The organism is Pseudomonas sp. CFBP2511, from assembly GCF_030209255.1.
Classification (GTDB): Bacteria; Pseudomonadota; Gammaproteobacteria; order Pseudomonadales; family Pseudomonadaceae; genus Aquipseudomonas; species Aquipseudomonas avellanae.
The window spans coordinates 1-23,742 of record NZ_JARVSI010000011.1 but is presented as its reverse complement, the minus strand read 5'-3'; the positions used below and the strand labels follow the sequence as shown (position 1 = coordinate 23,742).

General features: G+C 57.2%; 19 protein-coding genes and 1 pseudogene. 10 read left to right on the top strand and 10 right to left on the bottom strand.

Annotated elements, in window-relative coordinates; translation table 11 throughout:
• The first annotated feature begins 10 nt into the window (after positions 1–10).
• A complete protein-coding gene (aauR, locus tag QRN38_RS10460; RefSeq protein WP_007246617.1) occupies positions 11–1,339 on the top strand; it encodes a two-component response regulator AauR in 1,329 nt (442 codons plus the stop codon).
• Positions 1,340–1,574: 235 nt separating this feature from the next.
• On the opposite strand, the gene QRN38_RS10455 is transcribed toward aauR, so the two are convergent.
• From QRN38_RS10455 to metE, 3 genes are all read right to left on the bottom strand, one after another.
• On the bottom strand, positions 1,575–2,222 hold the full coding sequence (locus QRN38_RS10455) for a DsbA family oxidoreductase (protein ID WP_011104896.1): 648 nt from the start codon (positions 2,220–2,222) through the stop codon (positions 1,575–1,577).
• A gap of 53 nt (positions 2,223–2,275) precedes the next feature.
• Positions 2,276–3,268 (bottom strand): alpha/beta fold hydrolase, encoded by a 993-nt coding sequence (locus QRN38_RS10450; protein WP_057418187.1) that lies wholly within the window; start codon positions 3,266–3,268, stop codon positions 2,276–2,278.
• Between the two features lie 185 nt (positions 3,269–3,453).
• The gene (gene metE, locus QRN38_RS10445; protein WP_044390632.1) at positions 3,454–5,754 is read right to left on the bottom strand and encodes a 5-methyltetrahydropteroyltriglutamate--homocysteine S-methyltransferase; all 2,301 of its coding nucleotides are present in this window, start codon (positions 5,752–5,754) and stop codon (positions 3,454–3,456) included.
• Positions 5,755–5,860: 106 nt separating this feature from the next.
• Between metE and metR the strand changes: the two genes are divergently transcribed.
• On the top strand, positions 5,861–6,778 hold the full coding sequence (gene metR, locus QRN38_RS10440; protein WP_005764812.1) for a transcriptional regulator MetR: 918 nt from the start codon (positions 5,861–5,863) through the stop codon (positions 6,776–6,778).
• 53 nt (positions 6,779–6,831) lie between these two features.
• Here the strand turns inward: metR and QRN38_RS10435 are convergent, their stop codons facing one another.
• The 3 genes from QRN38_RS10435 to QRN38_RS10425 form a co-directional block, all read right to left on the bottom strand.
• Entirely contained in the window at positions 6,832–7,242 is a 411-nt protein-coding gene (locus QRN38_RS10435) for an NUDIX hydrolase (protein WP_057418182.1), read from the bottom strand.
• Positions 7,239–8,330: a D-alanine--D-alanine ligase gene (gene ddlA / locus QRN38_RS10430; protein ID WP_044390630.1), complete on the bottom strand. Its 1,092-nt coding sequence runs from the start codon at positions 8,328–8,330 to the stop codon at positions 7,239–7,241. The genes QRN38_RS10435 and ddlA overlap by 4 nt, the downstream gene beginning before the upstream one ends.
• Before the next feature lie 151 nt (positions 8,331–8,481).
• Positions 8,482–8,763 (bottom strand): type B 50S ribosomal protein L31, encoded by a 282-nt coding sequence (locus QRN38_RS10425; RefSeq protein ID WP_005764807.1) that lies wholly within the window; start codon positions 8,761–8,763, stop codon positions 8,482–8,484.
• A 294-nt stretch (positions 8,764–9,057) separates the two neighbouring features.
• Here QRN38_RS10425 and QRN38_RS10420 point away from each other — a divergent pair, with 294 nt between their 5' ends.
• Both QRN38_RS10420 and QRN38_RS10415 read left to right on the top strand, forming a co-directional pair.
• The gene (locus QRN38_RS10420; protein WP_011104899.1) at positions 9,058–10,188 is read left to right on the top strand and encodes an OpgC domain-containing protein; all 1,131 of its coding nucleotides are present in this window, start codon (positions 9,058–9,060) and stop codon (positions 10,186–10,188) included.
• A 95-nt stretch (positions 10,189–10,283) separates the two neighbouring features.
• Positions 10,284–10,964, top strand: a complete 681-nt coding sequence (locus QRN38_RS10415; RefSeq protein WP_057418183.1) for a hypothetical protein — start codon at positions 10,284–10,286, stop codon at positions 10,962–10,964.
• Positions 10,965–11,029: 65 nt separating this feature from the next.
• Here the strand turns inward: QRN38_RS10415 and QRN38_RS10410 are convergent.
• Positions 11,030–11,778, bottom strand: a pseudogene (locus tag QRN38_RS10410) (hypothetical protein).
• A 506-nt stretch (positions 11,779–12,284) separates the two neighbouring features.
• On the opposite strand from QRN38_RS10410, the gene QRN38_RS10405 reads away from it, so the two are divergent.
• On the top strand, positions 12,285–12,896 hold the full coding sequence (locus QRN38_RS10405; RefSeq protein WP_235814656.1) for a hypothetical protein: 612 nt from the start codon (positions 12,285–12,287) through the stop codon (positions 12,894–12,896).
• Between the two features lie 178 nt (positions 12,897–13,074).
• The gene (locus QRN38_RS10400; protein ID WP_057418184.1) at positions 13,075–13,764 is read left to right on the top strand and encodes a hypothetical protein; all 690 of its coding nucleotides are present in this window, start codon (positions 13,075–13,077) and stop codon (positions 13,762–13,764) included.
• Positions 13,765–13,815: 51 nt separating this feature from the next.
• On the opposite strand, the gene QRN38_RS10395 is transcribed toward QRN38_RS10400, so the two are convergent.
• Positions 13,816–14,721, bottom strand: a complete 906-nt coding sequence (locus tag QRN38_RS10395; protein ID WP_057418185.1) for a hypothetical protein — start codon at positions 14,719–14,721, stop codon at positions 13,816–13,818.
• 360 nt (positions 14,722–15,081) lie between these two features.
• Here QRN38_RS10395 and QRN38_RS10390 point away from each other — a divergent pair, with 360 nt between their 5' ends.
• From QRN38_RS10390 to QRN38_RS10380, 3 genes are all read left to right on the top strand, one after another.
• On the top strand, positions 15,082–18,201 hold the full coding sequence (locus QRN38_RS10390) for a transglycosylase domain-containing protein (protein ID WP_054090407.1): 3,120 nt from the start codon (positions 15,082–15,084) through the stop codon (positions 18,199–18,201).
• A gap of 79 nt (positions 18,202–18,280) precedes the next feature.
• Complete coding sequence (locus tag QRN38_RS10385; protein ID WP_005764792.1) at positions 18,281–18,880, top strand: PadR family transcriptional regulator; 600 nt, start codon at positions 18,281–18,283, stop codon at positions 18,878–18,880.
• On the top strand, positions 18,877–19,644 hold the full coding sequence (locus QRN38_RS10380; protein ID WP_057415766.1) for a siderophore-interacting protein: 768 nt from the start codon (positions 18,877–18,879) through the stop codon (positions 19,642–19,644). Before QRN38_RS10385 ends, QRN38_RS10380 begins: the two co-directional genes overlap by 4 nt.
• Positions 19,645–19,665: 21 nt before the next feature.
• Here QRN38_RS10380 and QRN38_RS10375 read toward each other — a convergent pair whose 3' ends face one another.
• Positions 19,666–20,325: a Pr6Pr family membrane protein gene (locus QRN38_RS10375; protein WP_005764790.1), complete on the bottom strand. Its 660-nt coding sequence runs from the start codon at positions 20,323–20,325 to the stop codon at positions 19,666–19,668.
• 70 nt (positions 20,326–20,395) lie between these two features.
• A complete protein-coding gene (locus QRN38_RS10370; RefSeq protein ID WP_005764789.1) occupies positions 20,396–20,623 on the bottom strand; it encodes a VF530 family protein in 228 nt (75 codons plus the stop codon).
• Positions 20,624–21,066: 443 nt separating this feature from the next.
• Here QRN38_RS10370 and QRN38_RS10365 point away from each other — a divergent pair, with 443 nt between their 5' ends.
• Positions 21,067–23,484, top strand: a complete 2,418-nt coding sequence (locus tag QRN38_RS10365) for a glucose/quinate/shikimate family membrane-bound PQQ-dependent dehydrogenase (RefSeq protein ID WP_057418186.1) — start codon at positions 21,067–21,069, stop codon at positions 23,482–23,484.
• The last annotated feature ends 258 nt before the right edge of the window (positions 23,485–23,742 follow it).

Genomic DNA, 23,742 nt, shown 5'->3' with positions numbered 1-23,742 from the left:
GAAGAAAGCCATGAGCATCAACAGTGAACTCACTGTCCTGATCGTCGAAGACGACCCGCACGTATTGCTGGGCTGCCAGCAGGCGCTGGCGCTGGAAGACATTGCCAGCGAAGGCGTATCAAGCGCCGAGGATGCCCTCAAGCGCATCGGCGACAATTTCGCCGGCATTGTCATCAGCGACATCCGCTTGCCGGGCATCGACGGGCTGGAGCTGCTGAGCCGTCTCAAGGCACGCGACAGCAGCCTGCCGGTGGTGCTGATTACCGGGCACGGCGACATCACCATGGCCGTCAACGCGATGCGCGACGGCGCCTACGATTTCATGGAAAAACCCTTCTCTCCCGAGCGACTGGTCGAGGTCACGCGGCGCGCTCTGGAGCAACGCGGGCTGGCGCGGGAGGTCTGGTCGCTGCGCAAGCAACTGGCTGAGCGTGACTCGCTGGAAGGCCGGATCATCGGTCGCTCGCCAGTCATGCAAAACCTGCGCGCATTGATTGCCAACGTCGCCGACACTTCAGCCAACGTGCTGATTGAAGGCGAAACCGGCACCGGCAAGGAACTGGTCGCGCGCTGCCTGCATGATTTCAGTCGGCGCAAGGACAGCCAGTTCGTGGCCCTCAACTGTGGCGGTCTGGCGGAAAGCCTGTTCGAATCGGAAATCTTCGGTCACGAAGCCAACGCGTTCACCGGCGCAGGCAAGCGGCGCATCGGCAAGATCGAGCACGCCCACGAGGGCACGCTGTTTCTCGACGAAGTGGAAAGCATGCCGATCAATCTGCAGATCAAGTTGTTGCGCGTGCTGCAGGAGCGAACCCTTGAGCGGCTGGGCTCGAACCAGAGCGTTGCGGTAGATTGCCGGGTAATTGCAGCGACCAAGTCTGATCTCAATGCACTGGGCAAGACCAATCAGTTCCGTAGCGACCTGTATTACCGCCTCAACGTGGTCACTCTGGAATTGCCGCCGCTGCGCGAGCGTCGCGAGGACATTCTGCAATTGTTCGAACATTTTCTGCAGTTGTCATCATTGCGCTTCGACCGCGAGCCGCCGGCGCTGGATCGGCAGACCAGCTCAAGCCTGTTAAGCCACGACTGGCCGGGTAACGTGCGCGAACTGCGCAACGTTGCAGAGCGCTTTGCGCTGGGTCTGCCGGCGTTCAAGCAGGCAGGCACGGTCAGTGAAAACCAGAGCCTGGGGTTTGCCGAGGCGGTTGAAGCCTTTGAACGATCACTGCTCAGCGAAGCCCTGCAACGCAGCGGCGGCAACCTCAGCCAGGCCAGTCAGGAACTGGGCATGGCCAAGACCACACTGTTTGACAAGGTCAAGAAATATGGGCTTTGAAGCTCCGTGCACGCCCCTGAATACGAGTGAGCCCTATCGTTGCCACGCACCAGTGAGCTGCTGGCTCAAGATCGGACGCAGAGCGTCCAGAACTGCATGCGACGCAGAGCATCGCACGATAGTTGAGATTATCGTTCCTCACACCGTATGCACCGGTTTTGCTGCCGGTTCCCGGCAGTTCGCGGACAAGTGAAGCGTCGTCCGGTCCTACAGGGTCCCGCGGGCAGGCAGCGAGTTACTTCGACTCGCTGAGCATCTGGCGGATCGCGCTGACGAATACTTCAACCGGCTGCCCGCCTGATACGGCGTACTGGTCGTTGAAGACCATGGTCGGCACCGAAGTGATGCCACGTGACGTCCAGAGCTGTTCGGCTTCGCGGACTTCGCTGGCAAACTCGTCGCTGTCCAGAATGGCCTGGGCGCGCAGGCGGTCAAGGCCGACTTTCTGCGCCACGTCTGCCAGGGTCTGGTGACTGGAAGGGTCTTTCAGTTCACTGAAATAGGCGACAAACAGCGCCTGCTTCAATGCCGGTTGCTTGCCTTCCTGCTCGGCCCAATGCAGCAGACGGTGCGCATCGAAGGTGTTGTAGATGCGTCGCTCGCCCTTGCCAAACGTGAAACCCAGCTCGGCACCGCGCTCACGGATGGTTTCGTGAATGGCTTCGATCTGTTCAGGCGTGGAGCCGTATTTCTCGGCAATGTGCTCTTTGATGTCCTGGCCTTCGGCCGGCATGTTCGGGTTCAGTTCGAAGGGCTGAAAATGAATCTGCGCCTGCACTTCATCACCCAGCGCTTCAAGCGCCTGATCCAGCGCGCGCAGGCCGATGACGCACCAGGGGCAGGAAACATCGGAAATGAAATCGATCTTCAGTGCAGTGGTCATGATGGCCCTCGTTGAAATAAGCAAAGGCCATACGATACACCTCTGCCGGTGCCTTACAACTGCGCCAGGTTGCGGCCGTCTTCGTGCCGGGCTTTCAGATACGGCAACACCGCGCCCAGAAGGGGCGCCTTGAAGGCTTCCTGAAAACGATGCGCCAACCCTGGGATCAGGCGCAGTTGACTGCCCTGAATGTGCGCGGCGACATGCACGCCATGCATGACCGGCAACAACGGGTCGGCCGTGCCATGCACCACCAGCACCGGCAGGCGCAAGCGATTGAGCAACTCGACACGGCTGGGCTCGGCCAGGATCGCCATGATCTGGCGTTTGACGCCTTCGGGATTGAACGCCCGGTCGTAGGAAACTGCCGCCTGATGGAGCAACTGCTCGCGATCATCCTTGACCTGCGGGCTGCCCAACGCTGCCAGCAGATCAGCCTGCTGCTCCAAAGCCACTTCCCGGTCAGGCGCGCCACGACGCGCCAACAGTTGCAGCAGCGCCGCATTGGGCATCGGCAACCCCTGAGCGCCGGAACTGGTCATGATCAGCGTCAGGCTCTCGACCCGTGAGGGCGCAAGGTCGGCCAGGTGCTGGGCAATCATGCCGCCCATGCTCGCGCCCAAAACGTGAAACTGGCGTATCTGCAAGGCATCCATCAGCCCCAACGCATCATCGGCCATGTCGGTCAGTGAATAGGGTGACGAGACTGGCAGGCCAAGCTTGTAACGCAGCACTTCAACAGTCAGATTGGCATCGGCTGGCTGCTGCACCCAGGTCGACAGGCCGACATCGCGATTGTCATAGCGAATCACCCGATAACCCTGCTCACACAGCGCGACTACGACCTCGTCCGGCCAATGAATCAACTGGCCGCCCAGGCCCATCACCAACAGCAAGGCAGGGTCGGACTCACTGCCGATACTCTGGTAGGCAATGCGTACTTCCTTGAGGTCAGCGAGCTGTACAGGAACATCGACATCACAACGATAGGCCGCAAAAGACGGCAAGCCGCACAACAGCGCGGCCAGAAAAATTAAAACCCGCATGAAAAACACCAAAAAACAGAACCCCAGTAAGCCGCGAGTCTGATGATGTTTTGCCAAGCGCGCTGCCACAGTTGCGTGACAATTTGATGAATGGCGCTGAGTGGTAGGTGCCGCCGCCGCAAACGGTAAACCTCAAGCTGCAAGAGAGGGCGAATCCACTTACAGCCCAAGATCGGTATCAGCCCCTAAAGCCTCAGTTGTCTGGCGGCCGCGACCATGTTGATCAGTGCGGCTTCGGTCTCTGGCCAGCCGCGGGTCTTGAGGCCGCAGTCCGGGTTGACCCACAGCCGCTCAGCGGGGATGCGTCGTGCTGCCTTGGCGATCAGGCTGACCATTTCGGCCGTTTCGGGAACACGCGGCGAATGGATGTCATAGACACCCGGACCGATGTCATTCGGGTAATCGAACGCTTCAAAGGCGTCCAGCAACTCCATATCCGAGCGCGAGGTTTCAATGGTGATGACATCGGCATCCATAGCGGCAATGGATTTGATCACGTCGTTGAACTCGCTGTAGCACATGTGCGTGTGAATCTGGGTTTCGTCCCGAACGCCAGAGGCACAAAGGCGAAACGCAGCGACTGCCCAATCCAGATACTGCTGCCACTGCGCCTTGCGTAACGGCAAGCCTTCGCGAAAGGCTGCTTCATCGATCTGCACGATCTTGATACCGGCTCGCTCCAGGTCCAGCACTTCATCACGAATCGCCAGCGCCAGTTGTTGCGCCTGAACCTGGCGAGAAACATCTTCACGGGAGAAAGACCACATCAACATCGTCACCGGCCCCGTCAGCATGCCTTTCATGGTCTTGTCGGTGAGGCTCTGTGCGTAACGGATCCAGTCGACAGTCATGGGCTGCGGACGGCTGAGGTCGCCAAAAATGATCGCAGGTTTCACACAACGCGAGCCGTAACTCTGCACCCAGCCAAAGCGGGTAAACAGATAGCCGTCCAGTTGCTCGGCAAAGTATTCGACCATGTCATTACGCTCGGCCTCACCGTGCACCAGCACATCCAGGCCGAGGTTTTCCTGAACCTGCACCGCATGACGGATCTCGTGGCGCATCGCATCGGTGTAGTCATTTAGCGACAATTTGCCCTGTTTGTGAGCCTGACGCGCCAGACGAATCGCCGAGGTCTGTGGGAACGAGCCAATGGTGGTGGTCGGAAACGCCGGCAGTTTCAGGCGCTCACGCTGCGCCGTGATGCGCTCGGCAAATGCCGACCGGCGCTGATGATCGGCCGCTGTCACCGATGCCAGACGCGTCTGCACCTGAGGGTTGTGGACACGCGATGACTGCGCGCGACTTGCCTGTATCTCGCGGCTCTGTGCCAGCGCCTCGACGACCTCGGTAGCCTCTGGGTCGTTCAGTGCATGGCTGAGAATCGCGATCTCTCGGCTCTTCTGCACCGCAAATGCCAGCCAGCCTTTCAACTCAGGGTCGAGCCGGTCTTCACGGTTCAGGTCGACGGGGCTGTGTAACAACGAGCAAGATCCCGCAACCCAAAGGTTATCGCCAAAACGTGCGTGAGCCTGCTGCAAGGCTGCCAGCGCGTTATCAAGATCACAGCGCCAGACGTTGCGCCCGTTGACGACCCCCAGCGACAAAACCTTGTAGGAAGGTAAACGATCGAGCACCGCAGGCAACTGCTCCGGTGCACGAACCAGATCGATGTGCAAGCCATCTACCGGCAGCGTGGCCGCCAGGCCGAGGTTGTCTTCAAGGCCGCCGAAGTAGGTGGCAACCAGCTTTTTAAGCGGGGAATACTGCAGGCTGTGATAGGCGCGCTCGAAGGCGGTCTTCCAGTCCTGCGGCAGGTCCAGGGTCAAAACAGGTTCATCGAACTGCACCCATTCCACGCCCTGCGCCGCCAGACGCCCGAGGATCTCGCCGTACACCGGCAACAGCCGGTCCAGCAGCTCAAGCCTGTCGAAACTGTCGCCTTTGGCCTTGCCCAGCCACAGGTAAGTCAACGGCCCGATGAGTACCGGTTTGACCTTGTGGCCCAGCGCGTGGGCTTCATCGACTTCCTCGAACAGTTGCTCCCAGCTCAGTTGGAAACGCTGGTCCTGAGTGAACTCCGGGACCAGATAGTGATAGTTTGTGTCGAACCATTTGGTCAGTTCCTGGGCATGTTGCGTCTTGCCATGAGACGCGCCGCAGCAATTGCTTGCACCGCGCGCCATCGCGAACAGGGTGTCCAGCGTTGGCAGGCCAGCGGCGTCCTGTGCAGGGCTAAAGCGCTCGGGGATGACACCCAGTGTCAGAGAGTGCGTCAGTACCTGATCGTACCAGGCGAAATCACCGACCGGCAGTAACTCGATACCGGCCTCTTTTTGAACCTGCCAATGCGCTGCGCGTAGCTGCTGGCCGACAGCACGCAAGCCCGTCTGATCAAGGTCCCCCTTCCAGTATGCTTCCAGGGCTTTCTTCAATTCACGGTCTGCGCCGATGCGCGGAAATCCAAGGTTGTGGGCCAGGGCCATAGTGCGTCCTCCATAAAAGATGACGCTATTGTCGACAGCCAACCCAACATGAGACAAACTCATTGTTTTCGTGATGGTCACAAATTTTATTCATGGAGCGCTGACGGTGCTTGAAATACGCCACCTCAAAACCTTGCACGCCCTGCGCGAGGCCGACAGCCTTGTGGATGCCGCTGAACGCCTGCACCTGACGCAGTCGGCGCTGTCCCATCAGTTCAAAGAGCTGGAAGAGCGCATGGGCATGCCACTGTTTGTGCGCAAGACCAAGCCGGTGCGCTTCACCAGCGCCGGTTTGCGCCTGCTGCAACTGGCGGACTCGATGCTGCCGCAACTGCGCAGTGCCGAGCGCGACATCGCCCGTCTGGCGGGCGGCACGGCGGGACGGCTGCACATGGCGATCGAGTGCCACAGCTGCTTTCAGTGGCTGATGCCAACCATCGACCAGTTCCGTGACGCCTGGCCCGAGGTCGAACTGGACCTGTCTTCCGGCTTCTCGTTTGCGCCGCTGCCTGCGCTGGCGCGTGGCGATCTGGACCTGGTGGTGACGTCCGATCCGCTGGAATTGCCCGGTATCACTTATGTGCCGCTGTTCACGTATGAAGCGATGCTGGCGGTGGCCAATCAGCATGCATTGGCGAGCAAGCCGTACATCGTTCCAGAGGACTTGCTCCCTGAAACGCTGATCACCTACCCGGTGGAGCGCGACCGGCTGGACATTTTCACCCGTTTTCTGGAGCCCGCCGACATCGAGCCCGCACAGGTGAGGACCTCGGAGCTGACAGTGATGATGATGCAACTGGTCGCCAGCGGCCGTGGCGTGTGCGGCATGCCGCATTGGGCGCTGCATGAATACAGCTCACGCGGCTATGTGAAGGCCAAACGGCTGGGCGAGAAAGGACTTTTTGCGACCCTGTATGCCGGCATTCGCGCCGACATGCTCGACGCACCGTACATGCGCGACTTTCTGTTGACCGCCAAGGACACGTCGTTCTCGACGCTGGACGGTGTGAGCGTGGTCCGCTAAGAAGTCGCTCGCAGAAAGCGTCGTCCCGCACCATGTGCGGGACGACGCCTGTTTCAGTTCGCTGAGGCCTGCCGCTGGCGGTACAGAGGCAGGATCAGATCACGGGTCAAAGGCGCCAGATGCAGATCGGCATGGCCGTCTGCGCTCACCCAGATCACTTCTTCGATCTCGGCGGCGGGCAACACGTCGGCGTCGGTCCTGACTTCATATAATTGGCAGCGTACCTCAAACCCCGGCTCGTTGGCCGCCGGTGCTGCGAACTCGCCCAGAAACGTTGCCTGTTGCGGGTCAATGACCAGCCCGAGCTCTTCTTCAAGCTCTCTGGCAAGCGCCAGCGGTGCGGGCTCGCCAGGCTCGATCTTGCCGCCCGGCTGCATGAATGCCTGAGTGCCGCGCTTGCGCACCAGTAACGTTCGGCCATCTGCGCCGATCAGCAACGCTGCCGCAATGCTGATGACCTTCATGCAAAAATGTCCCTTTTCAGCAGGCGCGCTTCGTCTGCACGCTCCAGAGCCAGAACGATCAGGCGATGGATCAGTTCGGCATAGCTCAGACCGCTGGCCTGCCAGAGCTTGGGGTACATGCTGATCGAGGTGAAGCCGGGAAGCGTGTTGACCTCGTTGATGATGATTTCACGCGCCTCGGTGACGAAAAAGTCGACCCGTGACAGCCCCGCGCAACCCAGCACTTTGTAAGCCTGTAGCGCAACGTCACGCACCTGATCGCTCAGGTCGGCAGGCAGCTCGGCGGGTATGGCGATGCGCGCCTGATCACCGTTCAGGTACTTGGTGTCGTAGGCATAGAATTCGTCGTTGGCGACGACTTCACCGCAAACACTGACTTGCGCCTCATCATTGCCCAGCACGGCGCATTCCACTTCCCTGCCGACGATGCCCTGCTCGATCAGCAGCTTGTGATCGAACTCGAAACCCAACGCCAGTGCCGCAGCGAAACCCGCCTCGTCAGATACTTTGCTGACACCCACCGATGACCCCTGATTGGCAGGTTTGACGAACATCGGCAGGCTCAACTGCGCAGCCGCCTGCGCGAACGAAAGGCTTTCGCCACGGTTCAGCACCATAAACGGCGCAACGGCAATGCCGGCATCACGCAACAGGCGCTTGGTCACGTCCTTGTCCATGCACGCCGCAGAAGCGAGCACGTCGGCGCCCACGAAAGGAACAGCCAGCATACGCAACAGGCCTTGCAACGCGCCGTCTTCGCCGAACGCGCCGTGGATCAGCGGAAAGACCACATCGATGGCCGCCAGCGGCTTGCCCGACTCGACCTCGACAAACTGCCCGCCCACACTGCCGGGCAGCAACGACAACTGCTTGCCTGAACCGCTCAGCTTGATCCGCGCAGGGTCATTGGCATTGAGCAGGTAATCGGCCTCGTCGAAGCGCAGCCAACGGCCCAGCTTGTCGACGCCGATCAGCGTCAATGCATAGCTTTCACGATCAATCGCATTGATCACGTTGCGCGCAGACTGCAACGAAACCTCATGCTCGCTGGATTGCCCACCGAAAACGATGGCGACTGACTTTTTCAAAGCGGCTACTCCTGTTTTTCAGGCCGCGAAGATAAAAGCAATTCCGGCCGTTAGTCCAGTAGATGATTGGCCGCACCGCCCAATTGCAGGCAAAAAAATCCCGGTGGTGGGCGATTCACCTGAAACGCCCACCACCGGGAAGTCAGACAGCTCATTGCGTTGCAGCGGTTTCTTTATTGCTGCCAGAGCCGAAGCTGGCGAAACGCTTGTTGAAACCGGCGATCCGGCCTTCGGTGGTGGTCTTGCGCTGCTGCCCGGTGTACATCGGGTGCGAGGCGCTGGACACGTCGAGCGCGACATAAGGGTAGGTCGTGCCGTCGGTGTGTTGCTGCGTGCGGTCGGTGTCCACGGTGGAGCCGATCAGAAAATAGGCATCGGCAGCGGTGTCGTGGAACAGTACGGTGCGGTAAGCGGGATGGATATCGGGTTTCATGGTCATCTCTCCGTTAGTGAGCCTCAATCGTTATACAGTAACACAATAGAAGATGAGAATGATTGCTGTTGATTGCTGACATTGCCGAGCTTGATCGCACATCCGGATGGGGCTGCTGTCGGCCTGCGAACCCCTTGGATCAGCGCATCAGAGACATCCGGTAATACCGCGCCTTTGCAATTGCCGCCCGAAAACGCCACCCTGCCGCGCCGCCGAGCGTCACTGGTCGCTGGCCTGGAACCTAAGCACCTGTGGCCGATCTTTACTCATTAGCACTTTCAAGAGTCCACCGTTATGAATAACGGACGCGATCATCGAATCGACTTCTTTCGCGGCCTGGCGCTGATCTTCATATTCTGGGATCACGTGCCGGACAATCCTCTGGCGCAACTGACCGTGCGTAACTTCGGTTTCAGCGACGCAGCAGAAATCTTTGTTTTTCTCGCCGGCTACGCATCGATCCTGGCCTACGGGCGCATTGCGCGTCGCGACGGCATGCTGGTGGCCGGCGTGCGGATCCTGCGCCGCACCTGGGTACTGTATGTGGTGCATATCTTTCTGCTGACCTTGCTGATGGGCATCGTCTTCGTCGCCAACAACCATGTCGAAACCCGCGACATGGTCCAGCAGATGGGCCTTGAATACTTCGTCGGCAACCCGCAACAGGCATTGGCCGATGAACTGCTGCTGCGTTTCAAGCCCAACCTGACCGATCCGTTGCCGCTGTACATCGTCCTGCTGCTGACCTTGCCCCTCACCTTGCCGTTGATGCTGCGCAAGCTGGAAGTGGCGGTCGGCCTGTCGATAGCCCTGTACCTGATGGTGCCTTTGTTCGGCTGGAACCTGCGCGCCTACGAAGGCGGTGGCGTGTGGTACTTCAACCCGGTGGCCTGGCAGTTGCTGTTCATCCTCGGCGGTGCCTGCGCATTGCGCAGCGAAACCGCCACACCAGCCCAAACCCCTCCGTTTCGCCAACAACCGTTGTTCCTGATGGCAGCCGTCTACGTGCTGATCGCAGGCATGCTGACCTTCAGCGAAAAATGGTCCGACCTGCACACCGCGCTGGTCTCGACCCTGTACCTCGACGCCCTGTACCCCATCAGCAAAACCGACCTGGCACCCGCGCGCCTGCTGCACTTCCTCGCTCTGGTCTACGTGGTTGCCCGGTTGTTGCCAACCTCAAGCACCTGGCTCGATAACTGGCCCGCCCGCCAGACCTGTCGCATGGGCCGTTATTCGCTGGAAGTCTTCTGCCTGGGCGTACTGCTTGCGCCACTGGCAGACATGGCAAATGCGCTGGCCGGCGATACCCGGCCAATGCAGGTCGCTACCGCGATTGTCGGGCTGGGTTTGATGATGCTGATGGCCAATGGGCTGGAGTTGAATAAACGCTTGGGTAAGTCGCCCCGCCTGTTGATTACTTGAGAACAGCGTCACATTTGCACGCCCTCTCGGAAATTTCCTACTGGTTTATCAGGCCAAGTTTTTCAGCGCCTGGCCGCTATCCGTTATGAGACCTAATGGAGGGCAGTATTTTGAACATTATTGGAATTCCGAACCAGGCAAACTCCTTGCAACAGACAGCGCTGATACCTGGCACAAAGAATGGCGATCCGACAGAAGATGCGGGTCTGGAAAAGGCCATTACATCCGAAGCAAAAAATACGGATGAACCTGTATTTTATGAATATCAGAAAGAACCGTGGTTGCTGGAGTCTATCAACGAGCACATTACAAATCGGATTGACTACGTGGCTCATAAAAAAATAGTTGACGTACTGGAACTTGCTTTGATCAATGTCACCTACGACAGCTTTCGTAAAGACCTGCAAGAAACCCACCCTGAAATCGCAGGTAAGAAATTTGGTTTTACGCTGAACGAAAGCGCATCCATCAAGATAATTGACTACGATAACAGCCTGACCGAAAACGATAAATCAGTGCTTACCCATGCCATCAACGGGTTCAGAGAGTTCAAAGAGCAAATACAGCAGCACGCGAAGACGGTCATGACCTTGGTAGACCACGATCATGAAACATTTGGTGGTCGATACAAACTGGATATCAGTAATTTTCAGGACGTGATCGACTATGGCAAGATCATGAGCACCAGCGTGCAAAAAATGCAGGACGAATGGATACAGCAAGTCCAGAGTAATGCTGAGAAACGAGATTTTTCGTATATTTCTGTGGCGGTATGAGAATCAGTCTGGCGAGACAATCGACTCGCCAGACTGAGCTAAATATTAACCGCGAGGAGCAACTATTAACCGCGAGGAGCAACAGTTCGCACAACGGTCTGTGTGCAAATATGCCCCATGAAGAAGATACGAGGGGTCTCTGTCATTGGCCCCAACGAAAAATTATGCACGGTATAGCCAGCAACTTTATAGTGACTCCTCCATGTATTGAAACCTCTTTGTTTGTGCACAAAGTCTTGGGCCTCCACGCCTCCGTAGCAGCGTCCGAACTCGATACGCTGAGAGGCATAACCGTTAGAGTCGCTGATTGCAATGTGCTCAATTGAAGGTTCTTGTTGACCAAAGCTCAGATCAAGAATCGCCATACCGCCTTCCAAGGGTGAGCCTTTAGTGTCGGTAAATCTCGCCTCAAAACAGCCTCTTTATAAATCTGGGTGGCCAACCAGTCAGGATTGGTATACCCACTTGGAATCCTTATCACACCCGGCTCGTCAAGCAGCTCGTAGCTTTTTAGAACAGGGTAAGAACCAAATCTAACGGTGTATGGGAGAGTACTCCCTAATAACGGGTTTCTTGGCGTGATTCTGACAATCACCTCCGCCTCGGGAGCCAGATCTTTAAAAATCTTGGTGTTGAGTGTTTGAGCAACCCATTCACCATTTTCGTAATACTCGGTCTTCCACTCGTTAGTGACCGGGTCACCAACAGGCGCATAGAGAAGTACATCTTGACCACGATGCGACACAAAACCGTAGTAGTGAACAGGATGTTTAACTGTCAATGTATCTGCTACCGAGTGCAGCTTATCCAGCATGACGGTGAATCTTGGTTCGGAAACCTCTTGAACAGCTTCAGCCGCAACGGCTTCGTTGGTTTCATTACTGGGTGCACCGACCTGGCCCTCAGTACCTGTACTGGCGTGAGCGCCGGAAGTCGATGCCATCATCACGAAGATAGACAACAAGCAAAAACCAACACATTTTTTCCCATAAATATTCATAGATATTCTCGCAGATTATGCAGAGGCAGGTTGCCACTGACAAAATCGACGTAATAGAGCGTTGGACACTGAGTCAACCATCATATTGAAATTAAGGAAATCTCCTACAAAAATAACCACCACCTACAGTCTAGGAAAAATCCTACACGCTTATCAGGCAAAGTTTTGCAAAGGCCTGCCGTTAGATAGCTATCACTAACACCAAAGAGCGCCTAGCATGAATATCAACCCCTTGGCTTGTTCATTACAGAATCAACAGCGCACTCTCTTAGTGCCCGCCCCCCCTCAATTCATCTGCTGCTCTGCCGATCAAGATCCCTGTGGCACATGATAAAGCGCGTGACCCTAACGCTGAATTCTATACCACCAAGGAAACGCCCTGGTTTGCCGGCTACAAAAAGTCGGAGGCAGGACGCGCTATTTTAGAGAAAATGTCTGAGAAGGAAGCAAAAGATATCCGAGGCGAGTATCTGGGAAACTACATTAAAGCCTTTGACGAAACCATATGTCGTATGTACGACAATTTCCACGATTTCAAGCAGCAGCTTTTTTACCTTAATACGGATCTGTCAAAAAAGCATTTCGGCTTCACGCTGGGCTTTAATCAGGACATTCAGGTGACCGACCCGGACGAGGTGCTCACCCCGGCAGAGTTCACGTACCTGACCGAGAAGCTGAACGAACGCCAACAACTGAAAGAGGATCTGCGTGCGCACGCAAAAATTGTGATGACGCTGCTCGACCATTACACCGAAAAATTCGATAACCGGCACACCCTCAATCTGGAGAGTTACAGCAAGGTCATCGACTACGGACAGATCTTCAGCCGCAATCATATTGGCAATTTCATGGACACGATTATCTACCAGATCGAGCGCAATGCGCCGAAGCGTGAGGAAGAACCAAAATCTCTGGTTGATGTGCACGCTTGATGAATGCAAATACAGGTCATTGATATTTCGCTCGGAATAACCAGTGGCATGCCATTGGTTTGTGACGCAGATCACACAAAGCCTGTGACCAGGAATTTTCCCACAGCTTTATCAGCCCAAGTATCCAGCCCATTCACCGATAACAAGAAAGACACATTCATTCAGCAAGGAGCAGAAAATGCACATTAGCACTATTACTTCTGACTTTATACTTTCTCCGTCGCGCCCCTCGAAACCCCTCCACAGGGAACCACTAACACTATCGCCTGAGGCCAAACCGAAACTGAGTGAAAAAGAAGAGTTTGCAAATGCTTTCTACACGCGCGTGGAAGAGCCATGGCTGCAATTTACCTCCAACCATACGGACGATAAAGATCCGACCAAGAAAGTCATTCGCCCGATGACAAAGGAGCGTTATCTAGAAAACCTGAATGCGGATGCAATACTCATGTCAAGAATACAGTCAAGCTGTTATCAAAAGCTGAGAGCAGAGCTTGTTGACTTGCGGCCCGATCTGGCGGGAAAAAACTTTAGCTATACAGTAGGGGATGATGCCGAGCTTAAAATAATTGACCTGGACGATAAATTAGGCACGAATGAAATCAAGTACTTATCAGATGCCATCAACCAAAAAACCCAACTCAAGGATGCTGCGCTCACGCATGCCAAAATCCTCATGACGCTGGCTGATCATGACACAGACACGTTCAAAGGAACCTACAAACTTGACCTACTAAACTTTAAAAATATTATCGATCTTGGAAAAATAGCACTTAGCAAAAAAGACGACCCTAGTGAAATCTGGATAAATCAGATCAAAGAAAAAGCAGAAAAAAATTCGACACACTTGATCGATACAAGGGCCTGACAGTCAGGAAACGCTCTGTATTACTTACAGCAGACAGAGCGTTTTTTTTAATCAGCTCCTTGACCAGTTGATTAACCAGCGATTGCAGATTAGTCCTAAATTGTAAACATGAGGTTTATCAGCTAGCTGTTCAGGGAGAACATTTCTAGCCCAATACTGTTTTGGCTCGTAGCGAGTACTCCAGGTTTCTCGCCCATTTTCACTCAGGTGAGTGAAATTATCAGCGAGCGATCCACCCTCGCAGCGTTTAAAGGTTACCCGATGCATGATTTTCCCCGAACTGTCCGAGGTGTATTTTCCGTTAGCCTGGTGATGTTTGATATTGAGTTCGAAATCAAACACACCACCCTCCAGCGGAAAAGCCTTGCTGTCTGTAAACGTAACCTCCAGCATCGCCTCTGTGAGGGCTTGAGTCGCCAGAAAAGCGGGGTTGGTGAAACCGTATGGAATCAACCTGAAGCCTTCCTCGTGATTCAATTCATAGCGCATATGAGGAAACGAGCCAAACACCACGCTGTAATCAGCAGTCTCAAACCTGGCACCGTCAGTCGCAATAATACGTATATTGACTTGTGAACCAGGATTGAGCCCTTCGATTCTCTCCGCGAATGAGTGACGCTTGGGCTGCCACTCCCCGCCATCCACCTGATACTCCAACCTCCATTTCTGGTCGTAATCTGAATCCGGCGTTGTAATCAGCACATTCTGGCCGCGCACAGCGGTGAAATTGTACTGATGAACTGCCGAGGTATTCTCCAGAGTATTGTCGATCTGATGAATCTTGTCCGACAACACGACAGGAGTCGAGCGACTTTGGTTCTGTACAGCCTGTTCCAGCGGCGTTGGTTGATGACCGGCAACAGGGGCTACTTCTACTTGTGCCATGGCGTGATAAGACATCGCCAATAGCAGTCCAGACACAAACGCACGACCTGCCTTGCTTTTCTTGTTTTTCATCTTGTTGATCTCGATAGTAGTTATTAATTACGCAGGGCATCATTGCCACTGACAAAATCGGACGTAATCACCTGTTGAATTCAAGATCAAGCGGCTGAAACAATTATCGGAAACGTCCTACAAAAAACTAATAATATTTTATAATTTCAATAACTGCTTTTTAGAAACTGCATCTGAGACGCTTATCTATGACTGACTTTTTCAGTCAACAGCAAAACTTAGACGAAAAAAGCACACTAGCCATGCCAGTCCAGGCACCGCCCCAGCCAATCCTGAAAACCACCAGACAAATCCCCCACATCCCCACCCAGCGTCTAAGCTTGGTTCAGGTGCGTTGCCAGGATGACCGGACTATCAACTATGGGCGTATTTCGGCATTCCGATAGCAAGCAAGAAGCGCTGTCAGCTGACCGCCAGGATGACCCACGCACGCCAAAGCGTCCGCGTCGCAAGCGATACGGGTGGCGGGTGTTCTGGGTGATTGTGGTGCTGGCCTGCATTGCGCTGGGTGTTGCAATAACGGTGGAGAGCCGCAGTTCAAGGCTGCAGGCGCGGGAATTCAGCCGGTTTGCGGCGAGCCTGAGCTATTCGATGCAGCCGGGGCCGAGCAGTGAGGTGGTGTATCCCGGTGACGGGCCGTTCGACAAGCGCCTGGGTTATTCATCGCTTGATGAGTTTCTGCCGCGCCTGCTTAAACGCGATTACGTGATCACCCGTCAGACGCGATTTTCCCCGGATCTTATGCGCTACGTGCAGCACGGTTTTTTTGTGCCTTACGAGGAAAAAACCCAGGCAGGCCTGTCGATCACCGACTGCCGGGGCGCGCCGCTGTATGAGTTTCGCTACCCGCAACAGTTTTATGCGACCTTCGCCAGCGTACCGCCGCTGCTGGTGCACAGCCTGCTGTTCATCGAGAACCGTGACCTGCTCGATCCGCAGCAACCCTTGGCCAACCCGGCGGTGGACTGGCCCCGTTTTGTGAAAGCTGCGTGGTCGCAAGTGGCGAAGATGTTCGCCCTCCCCGGCCAGTCGGCTGGCGGCAGTACGTTGGCGACGCAACTGGAAAAATACCGCCATTCACCGGACGGGCTGACGCAGTCTGGTTCCGAGAAGTTGCGGCAGATGATTTCCGCCAGTGTGCGCGCTTATCAACCGGGGGCCGAGACCCTTGCGGTGCGCCAGCGGGTGGTGCGTGATTACCTGAACAGCGTGCCGTTGTCTGCGGTGCCGGGCCACGGTGAGGTGCATGGTCTGGCTGAGGGGTTGCGGGTCTGGTTTGGCGTGGATTTCGCCAGGACCAATCAGTTGCTGGCGTCCGGCCCCACGGATCAACAGGGGCTGGCCGACAAGGCGCTGGCGCTGCGAGAAGTGTTGTCGCTGGTGATTGCCCAGCGTCGTCCGTCGCATTATCTGGCCAAGGGCCGCACTGAACTCGCCGAGCTGACCGACAGCCACATCCGCCTGCTGGCTCAGGCCAATATCATCGACCCACCGTTAGCCGAGGCGGCGCTGGCCGCAAAAGTGACTTATCGCGACTGGGCGCAGCAGCCGACCCTTCAGCCGATCGAAACCAACAAGGGCATCAGCGTGGCGCGCACCCGGCTGTCGAACCTGCTCAATCGCCCGCTGTACGACCTGGACCGTCTTGACCTTTCGGCCACCAGCACCTTGCACGGCGATTTGCAGCGCAGTGTCAGCCAGTACCTGCGCGATCTGGCTGACCCTGAATTCGCCGCCAAAGTCGGCTTGCTGGGCGAGCGTTTGCTGACGCCTGCCAGCACCACTCAGGTGCGCTACAGCTTCACGCTGTTCGAGCGCGGCGTCGATGGCTCGCGCGTCCGGGTACAGACCGACAGTACCGATCAGCCGTTCGACATCAATGAAGGCAGCAAGCTGGAGCTGGGCTCGACGGCCAAGATGCGTGTGCTGACCACGTACCTGGAAATCATTGCCGAGCTGCATGGACGTTACGCAGGCATGAGCACGGCAGAGTTGAGGAAAGTCACGGTCGAGGAACCCGACCGGCTGACCCGTTGGGCGGTGGATTATCTGCTGCTGAACAAGGATCGCGACTTGGCAAAAATGCTTTCGGCGGCACTGGACCGGACCTATTCGGCAAGCCCCGCAGAAGCGTTTTTCACCGGTGGCGGCCTGCACCGTTTCAATAATTTTCGGCGCGAGGATAACGAGCGTATTCCGACCCTGCGCGAGTCGCTGCGTGAGTCGATCAACCTGCCGTTTATTCGTCTGATGCGTGACGTGGTGCGCTACAGCACCTATCAGGCCCCCAACAATAGTGCGGCGCTGCTCAAGGATGATGACGACCCACGCCGTCAGGAATACCTGAGCCAGTTTGCCGACCGTGAAGGCACGGTATTTTTGCTGCGTTTCTGGAAACGTTACAAGGACAAGACTACGCAGGAACGGCTCGATACCTTTCTCGACGGCATCCATCCGACCGCGATTCGCCTGGCGGCCGTGCATCGCTACCTGCTGCCGGGGGCCGACCAGGCGACGTTCAATACGTTTGTTCGCGCTCATCTTGAAGAGCCCAAGGCAACCTCGACACTGACCGACAAACGTCTGACCGATCTGTACCAGAGCTACGGACCGGGGGCTTACAACCTGCCCGACCAAGGCTACATCGCGCGCGTTCATCCGCTGGATCTGTGGCTGGTGGGCTACCTGCTCAAGCACCCGGACGCGCAATTCAAAGACGCTGCTGCAGCCAGCCGTTTCGAGCGTCAGGAAGTCTATGGCTGGCTGTTCAAGAGTCGCCACAAGGGCGCGCGCGACAGTCGCGTGCGGACCATGATGGAGGTCGAGGCGTTTCTGGATATCGAGCAGCGCTGGCAGCGCGTGGGCTATCCGTTCGACCATCTGGTGCCGTCGCTGGCAACCGCGATCGGCAGCTCGGGTGATCGCCCGGCGGCGCTGGCCGAACTGATCGGCATTATCCAGAACGACGGCATCCGCTTGCCGCCCGTGCGCATCGACAGCCTGCATTTTGCCGCTGATACGCCCTATGACACTGAGCTGATCATCAACCCTGAACTGGGCCAGCGCGTGTTGCCGTCCGAAGTGGCCACGGCGATGCGTGAGGCGCTGTCGCAAGTGGTGGACGGCGGGACCGCCAAGCGTGTGCAAGGCACCTTCAAAATGCAGGACGGCAGCGTGCTGGCAATGGGCGGCAAGACCGGCACGGGCGATAACCGCATCGAGAGCATCGGCGCGGGCGGCCGTATTCTCAGTTCCAGGGCGATCAACCGCACTGCGACCTTTGTGTTTTATATCGGCGACAACCACTTTGGCGCGTTGACTGCGTTTGTACCGGGACGCGCGGCCGAAGGCTTTCGCTTCACCTCGGCGTTGCCGGTGCAGGTGCTCAAAGGCATGGCACCGATCCTCACGCCGTATCTGGAAAACCACGGGCAAGCGATGTGCAATGCCCCGCTCGCCGATCCGCCCACGGGTGCCTGATCGGTAATGACCGCCCGTCTGCCGGATCTGTGAATACGATTAGGATATATCTTAAGGTATATCTAACGTGTAACCAGAGATGAAAAACATGCGTGAAGATAAACATCCTCCCCATCACCGTCCGCCGCACCTGCGCGAAGCAGGCGAAGACCGCGACGGTTTTGAAAAACGCCCGGGCCGTGAGCGCGGTGGACGCGGCCCGCGGGTCTTTGCTCCGGGCGATCTGAAATTGCTGCTGTTGGCGCTGATCGCCGAACAGCCGTCCCACGGCTACGACCTGATCCGCAAGATCGAAGGCCTGTTCGACGGCGCGTATTGCCCAAGCCCAGGTGTTATCTACCCGACCCTGACCTTTCTTGAAGAAAGCGAGATGGTGCTCGGCGATGCCCAGGCAGGCAAAAAGCTCTACACCGTGACCGATGCAGGTCGCAGCTCATTGCAGGATCAGGCAGTTGCGCTGGAAGGTGTACGGATGCGCATCGATGTCAGCAAGCGCTCGCTGCGCGGCCATGATCGCCCGGCAGAAATTCATGAAGCCGTGCATAACCTTCGCCACGCGTTACAGATGCATCACGGCCGCTGGACTCCGGAAGAAATCCTGCGGGTCAGCGAGTTGCTCAACACCACTGCCAAGGCCGTCGTCGATGGGCCTCAACCTGCATCGGAGGCTTCAGTATGAATTCGCCACAATCGATCCATCGTGTGATGCATGAAATCAAACGCCGCAAATTGAAGGTTGTGCGGGTCACGGATCTAACGCCACTGATGCGCCGCATCACGCTACAAGGCCCGGAACTGGCGGGTTTTATCAGTCTGGGGACAGACGACCACGTCAAACTGTTCTTCCCGCAAACGCCGCAAGAGCATGCTGCGCTGGAAGAGTTGACGGCCACCAGCGACAAAGACGCGCCGCGTCCGCCGATGCGCGATTACACCCCGCGCCGCTATGACGAAAACAGCGGCGAACTGGACATCGATTTTGTCCTGCATGGCGAAGGTCCGGCTGCCACCTGGGCCGCTCAGGCAGAGCCGGGGCAGTTTCTGCATATCGCCGGCCCGCGCGGTTCAATGGTGGTGCCGGACATGTTCGACAGCTATTTGCTGATCGGCGATGAAACGGCCATCCCGTCCATCGCTCGGCGTCTGGAATCACTGCCCGCCAACCGTGCTGCACTGGTGGTGGTCGAAGTGGCCAATCAGCAGGAACAGCAAACCTTCGAGAGCGCAGCGCAGGTCGATGTAATCTGGATCGTGCGCAGCGAGCAGAACCTGGTGGACGTCGTTCGTCGCCTGGAGATGCCCGAGGGCAAGCTGTATGCGTGGGTCGCGACCGAGTCGGGGCTGTCACGCAAGGTGCGCCGTGTGCTGCTTGATGAGTTCGGCCTGGAAGACGATTTCGTCAAGACTGCCGGTTACTGGAAGCTGGGTGACACCGAAGAGTAAGCATGGGTATGACCGGGCGGCTCACACCTTACGACGAGACGCCCATTTATCAATCCCTACCAGCAACAGCGCAATCAGGACAAACCCCAGCAACACGCCCAAGGCATTGATAAGTGCGCTGCCAAAACCGATCGTGCCGACGTCAATAAAAGGGTACATGTAATCGCCGAGCATGTTGCCGCGCAGCAGAACGTAGGCGAAATAGACCACCGGGTACATCGCCCAGAGCGGCACATGGCCAAGGCGCAACCTGCCTTTGGGCACGTAAAGCCACCAGTACAGCATGAACGCCAAAGGCATCACATCGTGCAGCAACTCATCGGCAATCCATTGCCAGCCCTGCGGATGCCACAGGTGGCGCAGCAGCACGTTATAAGCGATGCCGACCAGCGCGATGCTCACCACGATGCCGCCGCACACGGCGGGCTGTCGAAAAAACCGATGCCCTGCCGACTGACGCGCAGTCAGGGCACAGCTCAGCGCGACCGCCACTAGCGTATTGGTGAGTACGGTAAAGAAGCTTAAAAAACGCACCAGCCCACCGAGCAGGCTGGCGTGGTCGGCATAACGGCCAATGAAAATCAGATAAAGCTGGATCACCAGACCCGACCAGCCCAGGCAAGCGGCGATCAGGGCGTAAAGGCGCTGTCCCTGCGCATGTTGCGGCTGTTGGCTGTGCATCGATCTGTATCCTTGAGGTCCGGCGTCCATGCAGGGCTTTTCTGGCGGGGCTGAAAATATTGAAGAAGGACTACCAGCCCTTGCCGCGATGCAGCTTTACGTAGAGGGCTTCGACTTTTTCGCGCGCCCAGGGCGTCTTGCGCAGAAAGGTCAGGCTGGACTTGATGCTCGGGTCGCTCTTGAAGCAGCGAATGTCGATGCGCTCGGCCAGACCGGACCATTCGTAGTGCTCGATCAAAGCCCTGAGAATCTGCTCGAGGGTGACGCCGTGCAGCGGGTCGGGATTGGGTGTTGTCATGACGAACCTTGAAGCAAATGAGTAGAGATGAGCCAGAAACAGGCGCACGGGATGCGCCGGGCTAGTCGAAAACGTCGGCCATTGTAAGCGTCGCGGGTGCATAAACCCACAAGCCTTAATGCACTGTTGCGAAACCGGCAATGATCCATGTCATGTTTATTGCTTTTAGAAAAATCGTTAGCGCCCTACCATTACCCGTTTAAAGGATTGCAGGTCCCCCTTGCGAAGGCGCTCCGCTGAACAGACACCTATGCACGAATTCGGGCGGCAATGGTCTACGACTTGATGACCGGGCCGGGCTGAATGGGCACCGTGTTCTGCTTGACGTTGAATTCGACTGTCGGTGATTCGTTTCAATAAACAGCTTCAGGGAATGCTGCCAGGGTCGGCGATGCACACGAAAACAAGATATCAACTACTTACTTCTTGCGGAGATTCGCATTATGAGCACTGACGGTGCTTCAAAGAGAAATCGCCTGTTGCCAACCCTGCTCGGGCTGGTGATCCTGCTGATGGGGCTGGCGTTGCTGGTCGGCGGCGTCCGGCTGCTGCAACTGGACGGCTCGCTGTATTACCTGCTGGCCGGTATCGGCTTCGCTGTAACAGGCGTGTTGCTGATGACCGGGCGTGCGGCTGCCCTGGGTCTGTACGCGCTGCTGCTGTTCGCAAGCACGGTATGGTCGTTGTGGGAAGTCGGCCTGGACTGGTGGCAACTGGTGCCGCGTCTGGCGCTATGGTTTGCACTGGGCATCGTATTGCTGCTGCCGTGGTTCCGTCGGCCGCTGCTGCTCAACGGCCCGGCGCGCATGGGCACTGGCGCACTGAGCATCGCTGTGGTGCTGGCCGGTCTGGCCGCGCTGGCCAGCCAGTTCACCAACCCTGGCCGTATCGAAGGTCAACTGGACCGCGAAACTGCTGGCACCACCAACACCGCGCCGGCTATGCCTGACGGCGACTGGCAGTCCTATGGGCGTACCGCTTTCGGCGATCGCTATTCGCCACTGGCGCAAATCACGCCGCAAAACGTCAACACGCTGCAACCGGCCTGGACCTATCGCACGGGCGATATTCCAGGGCCGAACGATCCGGGCGAAACCACTGCCGAGAACACCCCGCTCAAGGTCAACGGCATGCTTTACGTGTGCACACCGCACAGCCAGGTGATCGCGCTTGATCCGGATTCAGGCAAGGAAATCTGGCGCTTTGACCCTAAGCTCAGCACTCAGAATGCGGCCAACTTCAAGGGTTGGGCGCATATGACCTGCCGTGGCGTGACTTACCACGACGACGCCGCCTATGCCGCCAGCGCTCCGGCGCAAAGCCCGGCAGCACCGGCCGCAGTCAGCGCCACGTCAAGTGTCTGCCCACGCAGAATCTTTCTGCCGACTGCCGATACCCGTCTGATCGCCCTGAACGCCGACACCGGCAAGATGTGCGAAGACTTTGGCAACAAGGGCTCGGTTGACCTGACGGCCAACATGGGCACGTTCGCACCGGGCGGCTACTACTCCACTTCGCCACCCGCAGTGACCAAGGACCTGGTGATCATCGGCGGCCACGTGACCGATAACGTTTCGATGGACGAACCGTCCGGCGTGATCCGTGCGTACGACGTGCACACCGGTCGTCTGGTCTGGAACTGGGACAGCGGCAACCCGGAAGAAACGGCTCCGATAGCCGACGGCAAGATCTACACGCGCAATTCGCCGAACATGTGGTCCATGTTCAGCGTCGATGAAAAGCTGGGCATGATCTACCTGCCGATGGGCAATCAGACGCCGGACCAATGGGGCGGCAACCGTACCAAGGAGTCCGAGAAGTACAGCGCGGGTCTGGTTGCACTGGACATCGCGACCGGCCGTGTACGCTGGGACTTCCAGTTCACTCACCATGACCTGTGGGACATGGACGTGGGCGGTCAACCGACGCTGCTGGACATGAAAACCGCTGATGGCGTGAAGCCTGCGGTATTGGCCTCGACCAAGCAGGGCAGCATCTACGTGCTGGATCGCAGCACCGGCAAGCCTATCGTGCCGGTCAACGAAGTGCCGGTTCCGCAGGGCGCTGTCGCAGGTGACTGGACTTCGCCGACTCAGCCCAAGTCCGACCTGAACTTCATGCCGCCGCCGCTTAAAGAGCGCGACATGTGGGGCGTGACACCGTTTGACCAGATGATGTGCCGGATCGACTTCAAGTCGCTGCGTTACGACGGCCCGTTTACGCCGCCATCGTTGCAGGGTTCGATTGTGTATCCGGGTAACTTCGGTGTGTTCGACTGGGGCGGCATCTCTGTCGATCCGGTTCGCCAGATCGCCTTCGTCAATCCGAACTACATGGCGTTCCGCTCCAAGCTGGTGCCTTCTGCCGAAGTTGAAGGCGGCCCGGGCCGCAAGAGCGAAACCGAAGGCGTACAGCCGAACAAGGGCGCACCGTATGGCGTGATTCTGGAACCACTGCTGTCGCCGATGGGCCTGCCGTGTCAGGCACCGGCATGGGGTTATGTGGCGGCGGTCGATCTGACCAACCAGAAAACCATCTGGATGCACAAAAACGGCACCGTGCGTGACAGCTCGCCGATCCCCATTCCGCTGACCATGGGTGTTCCAAGCCTGGGGGGTACATTCACCACCGCCAGCGGCCTGGCGTTCATGAGCGCCACGCTTGACCAGTACCTGCGTGCTTATGACGTGCGTAACGGCAAGCAACTGTGGGAAGCCCGCCTGCCAGCAGGCGCGCAAACCACACCGATGACCTACACGGGCAAGGACGGTCAGCAATACGTGCTGGTCGTGGCCGGCGGTCACGGCTCACTGGGCACCAAACAGGGTGACTACGTGATGGCGTTCAAACTGCCCAAGTAAGGTGGTTTGGAGGTCACTGAAAAAGCGGCTATCGAGAGGTAGCCGCTTTTTTTATGGCCAGACGCTCGGCATGCAGTTCTAGACTGCTCTGCGTCCTCTTTGTGACGCTCCGCGTCATACGGCGATTTGCGAGATCAGTTAGATATGCGTTCGACTCAAGGCACCTTTTCGCCCCTCGGCGACTGACTTTGAAGGATCAAAGTAAGCAAAATCCCGGCTCCGTTTCCGGCCCGACTTCGTCGGGTTCCTTCGCCCTGA

Bases quoted from the DNA above. Each gene is read 5' to 3' on its own strand.
- aauR (WP_007246617.1), top strand. From the start codon at position 11: ATGAGCATCAACAGTGAACTCACTGTCCTGATCGTCGAAGACGACCCG.
- QRN38_RS10455 (WP_011104896.1), bottom strand. From the start codon at position 2,222: ATGACCACTGCACTGAAGATCGATTTCATTTCCGATGTTTCCTGCCCC.
- QRN38_RS10450 (WP_057418187.1), bottom strand. From the start codon at position 3,268: ATGCGGGTTTTAATTTTTCTGGCCGCGCTGTTGTGCGGCTTGCCGTCT.
- metE (WP_044390632.1), bottom strand. From the start codon at position 5,754: ATGGCCCTGGCCCACAACCTTGGATTTCCGCGCATCGGCGCAGACCGT.
- QRN38_RS10435 (WP_057418182.1), bottom strand. From the start codon at position 7,242: ATGAAGGTCATCAGCATTGCGGCAGCGTTGCTGATCGGCGCAGATGGC.
- QRN38_RS10425 (WP_005764807.1), bottom strand. From the start codon at position 8,763: ATGAAACCCGATATCCATCCCGCTTACCGCACCGTACTGTTCCACGAC.
- QRN38_RS10420 (WP_011104899.1), top strand. From the start codon at position 9,058: ATGAATAACGGACGCGATCATCGAATCGACTTCTTTCGCGGCCTGGCG.
- QRN38_RS10415 (WP_057418183.1), top strand. From the start codon at position 10,284: ATGGAGGGCAGTATTTTGAACATTATTGGAATTCCGAACCAGGCAAAC.
- QRN38_RS10400 (WP_057418184.1), top strand. From the start codon at position 13,075: ATGCACATTAGCACTATTACTTCTGACTTTATACTTTCTCCGTCGCGC.
- QRN38_RS10395 (WP_057418185.1), bottom strand. From the start codon at position 14,721: ATGAAAAACAAGAAAAGCAAGGCAGGTCGTGCGTTTGTGTCTGGACTG.
- QRN38_RS10390 (WP_054090407.1), top strand. From the start codon at position 15,082: ATGGGCGTATTTCGGCATTCCGATAGCAAGCAAGAAGCGCTGTCAGCT.
- QRN38_RS10385 (WP_005764792.1), top strand. From the start codon at position 18,281: ATGAAAAACATGCGTGAAGATAAACATCCTCCCCATCACCGTCCGCCG.
- QRN38_RS10380 (WP_057415766.1), top strand. From the start codon at position 18,877: ATGAATTCGCCACAATCGATCCATCGTGTGATGCATGAAATCAAACGC.
- QRN38_RS10375 (WP_005764790.1), bottom strand. From the start codon at position 20,325: ATGCACAGCCAACAGCCGCAACATGCGCAGGGACAGCGCCTTTACGCC.
- QRN38_RS10370 (WP_005764789.1), bottom strand. From the start codon at position 20,623: ATGACAACACCCAATCCCGACCCGCTGCACGGCGTCACCCTCGAGCAG.
- QRN38_RS10365 (WP_057418186.1), top strand. From the start codon at position 21,067: ATGAGCACTGACGGTGCTTCAAAGAGAAATCGCCTGTTGCCAACCCTG.